This is a genomic window from Salinimicrobium terrae DSM 17865 (assembly GCF_000424665.1).
Taxonomy (GTDB): Bacteria; Bacteroidota; Bacteroidia; order Flavobacteriales; family Flavobacteriaceae; genus Salinimicrobium; species Salinimicrobium terrae.
This window is the reverse complement of record NZ_AUKI01000017.1, coordinates 340,974-354,932: the sequence shown is the minus strand read 5'-3', so window position 1 is coordinate 354,932 and position 13,959 is coordinate 340,974. Positions and strand designations below refer to the sequence as shown.

General features: G+C 44.2%; 12 protein-coding genes. 6 read left to right on the top strand and 6 right to left on the bottom strand.

Annotated elements, in window-relative coordinates; translation table 11 throughout:
- From H148_RS0108895 to H148_RS0108880, 4 genes are all read right to left on the bottom strand, one after another.
- Positions 1-2,508 (bottom strand): ligase-associated DNA damage response DEXH box helicase, encoded by a 2,508-nt coding sequence (locus H148_RS0108895; RefSeq protein WP_425414073.1) that lies wholly within the window; start codon positions 2,506-2,508, stop codon positions 1-3.
- 215 nt (positions 2,509-2,723) lie between these two features.
- Positions 2,724-3,125, bottom strand: coding sequence for an endonuclease domain-containing protein (locus tag H148_RS17550; RefSeq protein WP_051286323.1), 402 nt, complete (start codon positions 3,123-3,125; stop codon positions 2,724-2,726).
- A gap of 219 nt (positions 3,126-3,344) precedes the next feature.
- On the bottom strand, positions 3,345-4,934 hold the full coding sequence (locus tag H148_RS0108885; protein ID WP_029034492.1) for an ATP-dependent DNA ligase: 1,590 nt from the start codon (positions 4,932-4,934) through the stop codon (positions 3,345-3,347).
- A gap of 105 nt (positions 4,935-5,039) precedes the next feature.
- Positions 5,040-6,083: a ligase-associated DNA damage response exonuclease gene (locus H148_RS0108880; protein WP_029034491.1), complete on the bottom strand. Its 1,044-nt coding sequence runs from the start codon at positions 6,081-6,083 to the stop codon at positions 5,040-5,042.
- Between the two features lie 228 nt (positions 6,084-6,311).
- Here H148_RS0108880 and H148_RS0108875 point away from each other — a divergent pair, with 228 nt between their 5' ends.
- On the top strand, positions 6,312-6,737 hold the full coding sequence (locus H148_RS0108875; protein ID WP_029034490.1) for a hypothetical protein: 426 nt from the start codon (positions 6,312-6,314) through the stop codon (positions 6,735-6,737).
- Between the two features lie 81 nt (positions 6,738-6,818).
- Here the strand turns inward: H148_RS0108875 and fbp are convergent, their stop codons facing one another.
- Positions 6,819-7,829 carry a class 1 fructose-bisphosphatase gene (gene fbp / locus H148_RS0108870; protein WP_029034489.1) on the bottom strand — a complete coding sequence of 337 codons (1,011 nt, stop codon included), beginning with the start codon at positions 7,827-7,829 and terminating at the stop codon, positions 6,819-6,821.
- A 117-nt stretch (positions 7,830-7,946) separates the two neighbouring features.
- On the opposite strand from fbp, the gene H148_RS0108865 reads away from it, so the two are divergent.
- The 5 genes from H148_RS0108865 to H148_RS0108845 all read left to right on the top strand — a co-directional run bounded on the left by H148_RS0108865 (position 7,947) and on the right by H148_RS0108845 (position 12,563).
- Entirely contained in the window at positions 7,947-8,429 is a 483-nt protein-coding gene (locus H148_RS0108865; RefSeq protein WP_029034488.1) for a GNAT family N-acetyltransferase, read from the top strand.
- The gene (locus H148_RS0108860) at positions 8,426-9,676 is read left to right on the top strand and encodes an aspartate kinase (protein ID WP_029034487.1); all 1,251 of its coding nucleotides are present in this window, start codon (positions 8,426-8,428) and stop codon (positions 9,674-9,676) included. Before H148_RS0108865 ends, H148_RS0108860 begins: the two co-directional genes overlap by 4 nt.
- 21 nt (positions 9,677-9,697) lie before the next feature.
- Positions 9,698-11,527: a GNAT family N-acyltransferase gene (locus H148_RS0108855; RefSeq protein ID WP_029034486.1), complete on the top strand. Its 1,830-nt coding sequence runs from the start codon at positions 9,698-9,700 to the stop codon at positions 11,525-11,527.
- 77 nt (positions 11,528-11,604) lie between these two features.
- Positions 11,605-12,258, top strand: a complete 654-nt coding sequence (locus H148_RS0108850; protein ID WP_029034485.1) for an SDR family oxidoreductase — start codon at positions 11,605-11,607, stop codon at positions 12,256-12,258.
- A 104-nt stretch (positions 12,259-12,362) separates the two neighbouring features.
- Positions 12,363-12,563 carry a YwbE family protein gene (locus H148_RS0108845; protein WP_029034484.1) on the top strand — a complete coding sequence of 67 codons (201 nt, stop codon included), beginning with the start codon at positions 12,363-12,365 and terminating at the stop codon, positions 12,561-12,563.
- A gap of 18 nt (positions 12,564-12,581) precedes the next feature.
- Here H148_RS0108845 and H148_RS0108840 read toward each other — a convergent pair whose 3' ends face one another.
- Complete coding sequence (locus H148_RS0108840) at positions 12,582-13,802, bottom strand: MFS transporter (RefSeq protein WP_029034483.1); 1,221 nt, start codon at positions 13,800-13,802, stop codon at positions 12,582-12,584.
- Positions 13,803-13,959 lie beyond the last annotated feature (157 nt).

Genomic DNA, 13,959 nt, shown 5'->3' with positions numbered 1-13,959 from the left:
CTACAGGTCACCCCATTGAGCCATCATTTTTTTGATTCGGTCCTCCAGTTTTTCTGAAGATAATTTCTCCCGCATCCTGTCGGTGATGATAGGGAAGGCGAAAGGTGTGGGTTTTTTGCATTGTTTCCAAACCAATTTCTGTTCCGAAATGCGCTCCATGGCCAACCTTAACCTTCCTTCTTCCAATTGATGTTCGAATGTTTCCCTAAACGCCTGCTGAAACAATAAATTGTCCGGCTCGTAATCCCTGAAAACACTGAATAACAACTGTGAATTCGACTGCAAATGCTTTGTTTTGATCATTTTATTCGGAAATCCAGTAAACACCATTCCGGCAATTACGGCAATGTCACGGAATTTCCGGCGGGCCATTTCGGTAGCATTCAAACTCTTCTGAAGATCGTCCATCAGGTATTCCGCAGAAAACAGGTCGTTGTCGAACACCTGCTGCATATCAATCTCCTGATCGGAAAGTAATTCAAAACCGTAGTCATTAAAGGCGAGGGAAAAAGTGATGGGCGACAGCAAACTGATCCTGTAGGCGAGCAGACTCGAAAAAGCTTCATGCACAAAACGACCTTCAAAAGGATAAAAAATGGCGTGATAACCCTCCCTGGTTTTAAAAGTTTCAATAAGGAATTCGTCCTTCTTCGGAATGATCGACTCTTTCTTCTGCCTTTCAAAAGTGTGAGAAAGAGCTTGGAGTTCAATAGAAGAATTCTCGAATTCCTGTTCTGAAGCTGTAAACATCTCCTCCCGAAGCAGCTCACTCATTTGTGCCGAAAAGCTCATTCTACCGCCTGCCCAGCTGGGGAAACGGGAATTCTTTACGTTCGACTTTCTTACGATCACCTGCATGTTCTTGATCTGGTACAGCTCCAGGTTCTTTCCGGCAAAAGTAAATACATCCCCCGGATTCAATTTCGAAATAAACCATTCTTCAATAGTACCAATGTAACCGCCACCAAGATATTTCACCGCCAGTACCGCATCACTCACGATCGTTCCTATCTGCAGTCGATGTCGCATTGCAACTGCGCGATTGTTTACTTTAAAGAGTCCATTTTCTTCAATTCCCACCTTTTTGTATTCATCATAAGCCTGCAACGTCTGACTCCCCTGAGTGATGAAGTTAAGCAGCCACTCCCACTGGGCTTCGGAAAGCGCCTGATAGCAAAAGGTTGATTTCACTTCTGGCCAGATCTCCTTCGGAAAGAAACCGTCGGAAACTGCAAGAGTCGTTAAATACTGAACCAACACATCGAAAGAGTTCAGATACGGAATTCGATCTTCGACTACAGTATTTTTCACCGCCTTTTGCAAAGCTGAAGCTTCAATAAGTTCCATGGCGTGCGTGGGCAAAAAGTAGATCACACTCTCCTTTCCCGGCTGGTGGCCACTTCGTCCCGCCCGCTGAAGAAATCTTGCTACTCCTTTGGGTCCGCCGATCTGGATGATCGTCTCCACCGGAGCGAAATCCACCCCGAGATCCAGACTGGAGGTTGCTACCACGGCCTTTAGCTGCTCATCCCTGATCGCCTGCTCTACCCACAGCCTTGTCTCTTTATTGATACTGCCGTGGTGCATGGCCAGCTCCCCGGCAAACTCGGGATATTTTTGAAGTATCCGCTGAAACCAGATCTCGCACTGAGAACGGGTATTGGTAAAGAGCAGCGTCGTTCTCGACTTCCGGATGATAGGCACCACCTCATCAATTAGATGTAATCCGAGATGCCCGCGCCACGGAAAAGTTTCCATTTTTTCCGGAATAATTGATTTTACGGTAATCTTCTTCTTAATATCTGCCCTGATCAGAACAGAATTTTCAAAAGCTTTCGATCCCGGGCCCAATAACACCTCCCGTGCCTCCTGCAAATTACCAATGGTAGCAGAGATCCCCCAGATCTTCATTTTTGGAGCCACAGTTTTGAGTCGGGAAAGTGCCAGCTCGATCTGCACTCCGCGTTTTGTTCCCAGCAGCTCGTGCCATTCATCAATGACTATGGCATTCAGATCTTTAAAAGTTTTCTCATAGCCCTTGGAGGACAACAACAGCTGCAGACTCTCCGGCGTGGTAATAAGGAGATCCGGCATTTGCTTTTTCTGAGCGGCACGTAATTTTTGAGAGGTATCTCCGGTGCGGATGCCTACCGTCAATTGGCTTCCCAGATCCTGAGCAAACCTGTTGGCCGCCTGCTCGATCTCCACAGAAAGCGCGCGCAGCGGCGTGATCCAGATAGCTTTTAAGCCCGGTTTATGTTTGGTTTTATAATCCGGGTTTTGTCTGAGGTAATCTAACACGATGGGAATCCAGAGGGCGTAGGTTTTTCCGCTTCCGGTGGGCGCATTTAGGAGTCCGTGCTTACCATCCAAAAATGCCTTCCAGGAATCCTTTTGAAAAGCAAAGGATTTCCAGGACCGGGATTTGAACCAGTCGTTGGCGAGTTTTATGAGTTGTTTTTGATTCACTAATGTGCTTCTGTCTTTCGCCTGCGGCGGGATACGCATTTTTGATTTTTAGTTCTATTAATATTTTTTCTTCAATGAGTGATTCCGTGTTCCCATGGAACCCTTCCGTCTCCGGCTATTCGCCGGATCCACCTTCCCTTCGCAAGGGAAGGAGCTATTTGTGCTACTATTTGAAATTATACTCTACCTTATAATTTTCTAAACCCAGTTAGTTAATGGGAACAGCAAAGCTGTTCCAAAAGCTCCCCTGCTTTTCAAAAAGGGGTGGATCCGCGGGAGCGGAGACGGGGTGGTCCGCTCCCGAAATGCCTCTTTATCTCCTCCAGCACCCAATCTAGATTTTCAAAAACTGTTCTGTTCTCAAACCTGATCACCTTCAAATTCAACTCTTCCAATTTCCTTGTTCTTAGGGCATCTTTTTCTTCATTTGTTGGATTCATGTGATAAAGTCCGTCGAGTTCAATTACCAGCCTTTCCTCAGCGCAGTAAAAATCCACAATAAAATTTAAGACACTATGTTGCCTCCTAAATTTCCTTCCATCCAGCTTCTTTTGCTGTAAATGCTTCCACAGATAAGCCTCAGCAGTAGTTCCGTGGTGGCGGAGCTTTTTGCGGTATGGTTCGAGCCGTTTTCTGTTGTGGATTCTGCGTTTCATTTTAACTGTGTAATAATTTTGAAGCAGCCGTTGGGACCCTTCCGTCTCCGCCTTGCGGCGGATCCACCTTCCCTTAGCAAGGGAAGGAGCTATTTGTACTACTATTTAAAATTTTACTTCAAATGATATTTTTTCAGATCCAGTAATTTACAGCTTCTGCTAGCAGAAGCGCAAAAGCTCACCTCCTTTTCAAGGAGGGGTGTCCGCAGGACGGGGTGGTTACTTCGGGATCAACTGCTTTAATTCTTCTATTGTGTTCGCTTCTTCAATCTTTTTGTCTTTTCTCCACCTTAGAATTCTGGGAAAGCGGGTGGCGACACCGCTTTTGTGTCTGCTGGACTCGGCTATTCCTTCGAAAGCTATTTCAAAAACAAGTTCCTGTTTGACGAAACGGACCGGACCAAAACGCTCCAGCGTATTTTTCTTGATCCATGCATCGACCTGCCGGAATTCGGCATCTGTAAGTCCGGAGTAGGCTTTAGCAAAAGTCACCAGTTCATCATCCTGCCACAGAGCGAAAGTGTAATCTGTAAAAAGATTTGAGCGGCGGCCGTGACCGCGCATGGCGTAGGTGAGGACGGCATCTACAGTCAATGGTTCTACTTTCCATTTCCACCAGTCTCCTTTCTTCCGTCCCACGAGATAAGGAGAATCCCAGCGCTTGAGCATTAAACCTTCACTCTTCACCTCCCGTGCCCGCTCCCTTTCGGCAGTGGCTTCTTTCCAGTTACTGAATGTGATAGTTTCAGAAAGGTGAAAAGGAAGATCCTCAGTTGCTATCGTCGCATGTAACTTCTCCAGAATCTTCCTCCGCTCCAAAAAAGGCAAAGTCCGAATGTCTTTTCCTTCCCACTCTAAAACGTCATAAGCTTTGAGGATCACCGGTGTTTTATTTAGCAGGGCTTTGGAAACTGTTTTTCGACCGATTCGGGTTTGCAAGTCATTAAAAGTTCCGATATCACCATCGGGAAATGGAAGGATCTCTCCGTCTATTACCGTTCCGTCGGGAATGACTTCCAAAAAGGCTGAAAATTCCGGATATTTATCTGTAACCAGTTCTTCTCCTCTGCTCCACACAAAGATCTCCCGATTTCGAATCACCACCTGAGATCTAATCCCATCCCATTTATGCTCGGCCGACCAGTCAGCGGGATCTCCGAGGTCGCCGGGTTCCCCTTCAATGGCATAAGCCAGGTAAAACGGATAAGGTTTAGAAAGAAAATCCTCTTCATTCTCCTCTAAAATTAGCTTTTGAAAGGTAATTTTCTGAGGATCCCAGTCGCCCATCAGTTTATAGGCCAAAACATCTTCATCAATGTCTGTAGCTTTTGAGAGGGCGCGGGTCATTAATTTCTGACTCACCCCAATCCGGAAACTGCCGGTGATGAGCTTTGTGAAAACGAATCGCTCGTAATAATTTAAAGCGGCCCAGTTCTCATGCAGATATTCTTTTTTATCGGCTTCGGTGGCCGCTTTCAAGTCGATGATCTCCTCCAGGTATTGAGTTAAGCTTTTTTCACTGGATTCTTCGGCAGGCGGAATCACCAGCGCAATAGTTTCTGCAAGATCTCCAACGATATGATAGGATTCTTCAAAAAGCCACAACGGGATATTAGCCAGTTCAGCAGCAAATGTCCGCAGCAAAGTTGTGTTCACCGGACGCGGCGGACGGCGGTGAGAAAGAATTGCAATTGCCCACACCTTATCCTTGTTGGGCACCCGCTGGAAATAGCGTGTCAAAGCCGCCACCTTCACCGTGGTTTTGTTGGTGCTGTCCAGTTCTCTTATTAGTGCTGCGAATTCTTCCATCTGACCCTCCCCGGAAGGGGTTATTAGTTATTGGTGATTAGTTAATTGGACTTTTCCATTTATTACATTTTTTCTACCCACTGAATACTGACCACTGTCCACTTATTAATTGTCTTCATCTTTATCCTCTGATTTTGGATTCATCTCTGCCAGTTCTCCTTCATACTGGGTTTCGGCGGTGCGGGCGTCGTAGCCATTTTCGTTGAGGAAGCGGGAGAAAATTTCTGAATATCCATGGGTGCAGATCACTCTTTCGCAACCCGTAGCTTTAATGGATGATAAAAGCCCCTGCCAGTCGGAATGATCGGATAATACAAAGCCCCCATCTACGGCCCTGCGACGACGGGCACCTCTAAAGGCCATCCAACCACTCGCCATTCCGGTTTCAAACGGCACCATTTTTCGGATCCAGGTACTGCCGTGGGCGCTGGGTGGCGCCAATACTACTCCGCCTTTAATTTCTTCTTTTTTTGTTTCTCTTGTTATTCTCGTGGTTTCAGGAAGATCTGCAAAGGGCCGCACCACTTCGGTCATATTTTCAATGGCACCGTGGGTAAAGATGCTGCCAATGGAAGTATCCAAAAATTTTAAAAGGCGCTGCGCCTTTCCGAGAGAGTAGCCGAAAAGGATGGAATTCTTACCTTCAGATTGATTTTGTTGCCACCAGCTGTTGATGTCATTCATGACCTGCACCTGTGGAAGCCACTTGAAAGCGGGTAATCCAAAGGTGCATTCGGTAATGAAAGCGTGGCATTTTACCGGTTCGAAGGGGACGGAAATTCCGTCGTCTTCAGTTTTATAATCTCCGCTAAAAACCCAAACCTCTCCTTTGTGTTCAACCCTCACTTGTGAAGACCCAATAATATGACCAGCGGGAAAAAGGGAAAATTTGACGTTGTTTATAGTAAAAGTTTCACCGTATTCCTTACCGGAAACCTCAATTTCGCCAAGACGATGTTTTATTATTGGAACATTGGTGTGGTGGGTGATATACTGCTTATGCCCCCACCGGGAATGATCGGCATGGCCGTGGGTGATAATGGCTTTATCGACAGGTTTCCAGGGATCCAGATAAACTCCCGCAGGTTCACAGTAGATCCCTTTGTCATCAAAACAAAGCAGTGGTTTTTTCTCTTTTTTGAGTGGCATAATTTCAAGTTAGGAATATTTGTGCAAGCCAGCTGTGGCATTAGGAAAAAATTAGAACTGAAAATGCCATTTTTAAAGGGTTAGCGATTGCAGCGGAGAGCTCCCGAAGCATTAAAAGGCGAGGGACTATGAGCGGAAAGCGCGGCCACCGCTCCAAGGCGGGGGAAACCCCCAAAACCAAATGAAAATACTGGGCAATTTGCTATATTTGATTAAAAATATTGAACTATGTCATTCTCAGACCTTTTTGGAACAGGGGAACACCTTAGAAATCTTGGACATTTTGCCGCTATTGTTAATCTTGCCGCCGCCGATGGACCAATTAACGAACGAGAGGAAGCTCAATTGAAGAAGTTTGCGGTAAAATTGGATATTGAAGAAGACGAATACCTCAAGGTTCTTAAAAATCCCAATTCTTTCCCCATTCATCCCAACAATTCGGTGGAAGGAAGACTCGAACGATTATATGACCTCTTTAGGATCATTTATTCCGATCATGAACTTGACAAGGAAGAGGAAGAGTTGCTTAGAAAATATGCAATAGGTCTCGGTTTTTTTAAAAAAGTTTCTGAAGACATTATAAAACGCTCTATAGAGATCTTTGGCGGAATGAGTTTTGAAGATTATCGTTACCTGCTTAAGAGAGAAAAATAAGATCGCTTCGCTGCAAGAGCCAAGAAACAAGACTATTTTATTCTAAAAATTTATAATTGAAATGCCCTTTTTGACACCTGGTTATTTGGGGTCTTTAGCCATGAACTCTTCGGCCTTTTCAACCATGTCTCTGCTACCGCAGAAAAAGGGTGCCCGTTGATGCAATTCATCGGGTTCTATATCCATAATTCTCCTAAAGCCATCTGAAGCTTTTCCGCCGGCTTGTTCTGCGATAAACGCCATGGGATTACACTCATACAGCAGCCTTAATTTACCTTGTGGAGCACTGGCAGTGGTGGGATAAAAATAAATACCGCCTTTGATCATGTTTCGGTGAAAATCTGAAACCAGGGAACCAATATACCGGGAAGTATATGGCCGGTCTTCTTTTTCCTCCTGGCAATATTTAATGTAGTTCTTCACTCCCCGTGGGAAATGCACATAATTCCCCTCGTTTACCGAGTAAATACTTCCCGTTTCGGGAAACTGCATATAGGGATGGGAAAGGTACCAGGAACCCAGTGCCGGGTTGAGCGTAAAACCATTCACCCCATGGCCTGTGGTATAAACCAGCATGGTGGAAGTCCCGTAAACCACATAGCCGGCAGCCACCTGTTTATTACCCGGTTGAAGGAAATCTTCGATCTGTACCGGCGTTCCAATTGGGCTGACTCTTCTGTAAATTGAAAATATAGTTCCCACAGAAACATTGACGTCAATATTAGAGCTTCCATCCAGGGGATCCATTAACACCACATATTTGTTCTTGTGATCACCGTTTTGACCGGCAATAGTGATGAAATCTTCCATTTCTTCGGAAGCGATCCCACAAACTATTTCTCTGTTGGTGAGGGTTTGGATGAACTTTTCATTGGCATAAACATCAAGTTTCTGCTGATCTTCTCCCTGAACATTGGTTTCTCCTACTGCCCCGGTGATATCCACGAGTCCGGCTTTATTCACTTCATGATTTACCACCTTGGCAGCAAGCCTGATGGAGTTAATTAATCTTGAAAGTTCTCCTGATGAGAAAGGAAATTCTGCCTGATTTTCAATAATAAACTCACCTAACGTCTGATTTTTCTTGACCATTGAAGTTTTAAGTATGCTTTACCGGACAAAACTAAAGCAAATTAATTTAAAGAACTACAACGTTTTCGTAAACTAATCTTAAAATCAAATCTCTATTTTTGTCGTTAAAATGACACTATGGACACTAAAATTCGTGACGCAAGAAAAGAGGACATGCCTGCAGTACTGGAGCTTATTAAAGAACTTGCAGTCTTTGAAAAGGAACCCGATGCCGTGATCACCACAGTGGAAACTCTTGAAAAGGAAGGCTTTGGAACCAACCCGCTGTTTCATGTTTTTGTAGCTGAAGTTGAAGGACAAATTGAAGGTATGGCTCTTGTGTATTACCGTTTCTCTACCTGGAAAGGCCGTACCCTGCACCTTGAGGATCTCATTGTACGGGAGAAAAAACGCGGAACGGGGTTAGGTAATGCCCTATATAAAAAAGTTATAGCATATGCCAAGGAACAAGGTCTTAAAAGAGTAGAATGGGTGGTTCTTGACTGGAATCAACATGCTATTGATTTTTATGAGCGCAGCGGAGCCACCATACTTAAAGACTGGTACACTGTGCAGATGGATGAGAAGGGAATCACAAAATATGTTGACACCGGCGTATGAAAGTATTCAAGTTTGGAGGGGCATCTGTAAAAGATTCCGGCGGAGTACAAAACGTTTTGAAGGTGCTACAAAGTGAAGGTGTAAAAGAAAAGTTGATCGTGATCTCGGCCATGGGTAAAACCACCAATGCCATGGAGATCGTTGTAAAGAAATACCTTGAAAAAGGCAATATTGGAGAAGCGCTTCAACCAGTGAAGGAGTATCACAATGCGATCCTCTCAGGCCTGTTTGGAAATAAGGACCATCCGGCTTTTGGAGAAGTTCGTGAATTGTTTAGAGAACTTGAGAATTTTCTGCAATATAACCGCTCCACCAATTATGACTTTGTATACGACCAGGTAGTGATCTACGGCGAACTTCTTTCTACCACGATCGTGAGCGAGTATCTCTCTTTCTGCGGAATAAACAATAACCTGCTCGACGCCAGGACCTGCATACGCACCGACAGCACCTTTCGGGACGCCCAGGTACAGTGGAAAGAAACCCAGGCCCAGATCCTTTCGCAGGTGAACCGGGAAAATCTTACGGTAACACAAGGCTTTATTGGAGCAGATGAAAACAATTTCTCCACCACCCTGGGACGGGAAGGAAGTGATTATACTGCCGGAATATTCGCCTACTGCCTCAATGCTGAAAATGTCACCATCTGGAAAGATGTCCCCGGCGTACTCAACGCAGATCCCCGGGTTTTTGAAAATCCGCAGCTATTGGAACATATTTCCTATGAAGAGGCTATTGAACTAGCATTTTACGGCGCTTCTGTAATTCATCCAAAGACGCTTCAGCCTTTGCAGAGAAAAGAGATCCCGCTATTTGTGAAGTCATTTCTGAATCCTTCAAATCCCGGAACTGCAGTAAAGAAAGGACAGCCCATTCTTCCGAAGATCCCTTGTTTCATAGTCAAAAAGGATCAGGTACTCATTTCCTTATCTTCCCTGGATTTCTCTTTTATTCTGGAAAAAAATATTAGTGAGATCTTTAGCTTATTCCATAAATATCAAATAAAAGTTGATCTCATTCAGAATTCGGCCATTAGTTTTTCGGTTTGTATTGATAATAAATTTAATAATTTAGAAAAGTTGTTAAGCCATTTAAAGGCAACGTTCAGGGTAAATTACAACACCGGCGTATCTCTTTACACCATAAGACATTTTGATGAGAAAGCAGTGGCAGCGCTGGAGAAAGACAAAAAGGTGCTCCTTAAACAAATCACCCGGGAAACGGTACAACTTGTAGCCATACCCTAGTTTAAACTTAAACAGAATTGAATGGGAATTGTAAGTGCAAAAGAAGTTGCCAAAGTCATGAATTTGGACAAATTCGGTTTTTTAGGAACTTCCATGGGATGGATAGTTCTGCGAACCACCAAACTTTCGGTGATCAATAAAGAATACGATAAACGCAGGCACATGACGGCGCCGCAATTTATAGATTCTATCCTGAAAGCCTTTGAAATCGACTTTCAAATTCCTGAAGAGGATCTTAAAAGAATTCCAAAAACGGGAGCTTTTATTACTATTTCCAATCATCCATTGGGAGGAATTGACGGAATGATCCTCATGAAATTGTTACTTTCCCAGCGGGAGGATTTTAAGGTGATCGCCAACTTCCTGCTGCAACGTATTGAGCCTCTACAGCCTTACATAATGCCCGTTAATCCTTTTGAAGAGCACAAGGAGGCCCAGAGCAGCACCAAAGGCATCAAAGAAGCCATTATGCACCTGAGGGACGGGAAACCGCTGGGCATTTTTCCTGCAGGGGAAGTCTCTACTTATCGGGATGAACGCACCATAGTGGACCGTCCCTGGGATCCTGCAGCCATGAAGCTTATTCAGAAAGCAAAAGTACCGGTAATTCCAATTTACTTTCATGCCAAGAACAGCCCTTTCTTTTACAGGCTGGCTTCGGTTAGTGATATTTTGCGTACTGCAAAGCTGCCTAGTGAAATGCTCTCCCAAAAGAAGCGAAAGATCAAAGTGAGAATTGGAAATGCCATTAATCCGCAGGATATACAGGAGATCTCTACCGTAGAATCGCTTACGGCCTTTTTGCGCCGGAAAACTTATATGCTGGCAAATGCTTTTGAAAAAAAACCATTTTTAAAAGGTATTCCAAAGAATTTTAAAATTCAGAAGCCTCCCAAAAAAATAATTGATGAGACGCAACTGGAACTTATGATGGCAGAGGTAGAAACCTGCCGGAAACTCGACAAGCGTCTTCTTGAAAGCAAAAACTACGAAGTCTTTCTTGCCAAAAAGGAGATCATCCCAAACATCCTGAACGAAATTGGTCGCCTACGGGAGATTACCTTCAGGGCGATTGGAGAGGGCACCAATTTGTCTACAGATCTAGATAAATTTGATGATTACTATTACCACATGTTCCTGTGGGATCATGAAGCCAATAAGATCGCAGGTGCATACAGGATGGGAATGGGAGCCGAAATTTATGAGCAATACGGGATCAACGGATTTTACCTGCAGGACCTTTTTAGATTTGAACCCGAGTTACATAAAATGATGAGCGAATCCATTGAAATGGGTCGGGCATTTATTATTAAAGAATATCAGCAGCGTCCCATGCCGCTATTTCTGCTCTGGAAAGGGATTGTCCACTGTACGCTTAGATTCCCAAAGCACAAGTTCCTTATTGGCGGGGTGAGCATAAGTAACAAATTCTCCAATTTTTCGAAGTCACTGATGATCGAATTCATGCGTTCTCATTACTACGATCCTTATGTCGCTCAATACATCAGGCCAAAAAAAGAATTTAAAGTGAAGCTGAAGGATGGTGACAAAGACTTTATTTTTGATGAAACCCAGGCTGACCTCAACAAGTTTGATAGGATTATAGACGAGGTGGAACCTGGGAGCATGAGGCTTCCCGTACTTATCAAAAAATACATCAAGCAGAATGCGAAGGTGATAGCCTTTAACGTAGATCCTTTATTTAACGACGCCGTGGATGGGTTGATGTATATTCGGATTTCAGATCTGCCCGAAAGTACCGTGCGCCCTGTGATGGAAGAATTTCAGCAGGAACTGGAGCGAAAGGTGACCGAAATGCGTAAAAACGCACAGAATATCCCCCAGGAATAAGCCTTCGGAATAAAAAGCAGGTTGGAATTGGCTTTTTTGATGCTTATCTTGCTGTTTCAGAAATTAAAAATAAGAAAATGGAAAAGATATTAATTGTAGGAGCAACCGGAAGCACGGGAAAAAGGATCATTGAGATCCTCAACAACAGTCAAAGTTTTGAGCCGGTGGCCATGATAAGAAAGGAAGAGCAGAAGAACATTTTTGAAGATATGGAGGTGCAGTGGGTGTTGGCCGACCTGGAACAGGGAGATCTAAGCCCTGCACTTAAGGGTATTGAAAAGGTCATTTTCACTGCAGGTTCCGGCGGGGAGACAGGACCCGAAAAAACTACCGAAGTAGATGAAAAAGGTGCTATCAAGATCATTGATGCTGCCAAAAAAGCAAAGGTGAAAAAGTTCATCATGCTGAGTTCCATGGGCGCCGATGAGCCTTCCAAACACAAGAAGCTGGAACATTATCTCAAGGCCAAAGCTACTGCCGACCAGCATCTTCGCGACAGCGGACTCGATTATACTATTATTCGTCCTGGTGCCCTGACCGATGATTTAGGAATGGGAAAAGTTCAACTGGCTGAAAAACTGGAAAACAGCGGAGAAATCCCTCGGGATGATGTGGCTTTTCTGCTCATCATGTCCCTTGCAGATCCTTTGGTGAAAAATATGACCTTTGAGGCTATAGAAGGGGAAGAACCCATTAAATCGGCTATGATCGAATTGAGCAGGGGAAATTAGGAAGTTTGAATTACGAATTTAGAGGTGCGCATTTAACACTGCGATGCAGGAGGTGGAAAACCGGTCTTTATTTGTAAATATTCCGGGTCATTCTAATTAAAATTATGAAACCAACAAGAAAGGATATCACTCCCGGAACCCGGGTGAGCCTAGTACAGAAACAGGACCAGCGAACCGGCAGGTTAACTGAAGGTGTAGTGCAGGACATTCTTACCAAATCTCCGATGCATCCTCACGGAATCAAGGTTAGACTGGAAACAGGGGAAGTGGGAAGAGTGCAGAAGATAGAAGATGCGCTCGCATGATCAATGAGCAATGATCAATTATGAAGAGGCTTCGACAGTTCCTTTCTCATAAGAGCTGATACGCTGACTATTTAAAATTATTAACATCATTAGCACGAACATACCTACCATTATATTTTCAAAGGTGACCCCGGCATCCATCAATAGACCAACTACCAATGGCCCCAGGGCCGTACTTATTACTGAGAACATGGTAAAGACGCTCCTTATAACTCCCATTTTTTCGGTGCCGTAGAGTTCAGCGATCAAGGCTGTTTTTACAGTTCCGGAAACTCCCATGGTTATTCCTGCGGTCACCAGGAATAAGAATGCTCCGATAATACTTTCCATAAAAGCAAAAGGTAAAAGCCCCAGATTGACCGGGATCAAATAATACCGGAATAATTTACTGGCGGTATACTTATCCACCCAAATTCCTCCAAACAGGGAGAATAAAAACCTGGTTATAGCGTAAATCGTAAAGAAGGTAGCATAGAGCTGAACAGACCAACCTTTATTTTCAACAAAAACGTACTGATAAAAGAAAATGGCTGTCGCCGCAAAACTCAGGATGAAACTCGCAGGCATCATTACTCCGAATCTCCGGTCAAAAACTACTGTTTTATAATCCTTCAAAAGCGACCAGGGAGAGGGGCTTCCCTCCTGGGAAAGCTTCTCATCAAAATTTTCGAGCCGATTAAATTTTAGCCTAATGAGATAGAGCAGCAAAGCTGCGCCACTTGCAATTGCCGCAATCCGCCAGTCAAACCAACTTATTAAAAAAGCGATGATCAGTGGAAAAACAGCTTCCCCAACGGAAAAACCGAGAGATGAAAAACTAAGCGCCTTTCCACGATCGGCGGCATATTGTTTGGACATGATGGTCATGCTAATGTGAGTAAGAAGTCCCTGCCCGGCAAGTCGTAGCCCCGTGATGGCCACAATAAGCATAACTATATTTTGAGAAGCTCCCAGCAGGATACTCGACAGAGCCAGCCCGGCAACAGTAAAAGCCGTAACCTTTTTTACCGGCTTATGATCAACTGTATGACCCACGGTGAGCATAATAAATGAGGCAGCCACAGTACAACCGGCATAAATGGCTCCAAAAGCACCTTCAGAAATGCTGAAGGACCTTATGATCTCGGGTACATAAAGAGAGATAAGAAAAGTTTGTCCAAAACCTGAAAGCAGCGTGAGCAGCCAGCCAAACCCTACGGTTCTGAAATTACCTTTAAGGAAATAAAAATAGTCTTTCAAAATGCCATTTTTGAGCCTGCAAAGGTATGGCCTTATTCCGGCAGGGAAAAAGTTAGCAGCAGTTTAGGATAAATTTAAAATATAAGGTTTTCGTGAAGGGTCAGCCCATGGGCTGACCGTACAATAGAATTTAAATTGGTGGAGACAACCTGAAGTG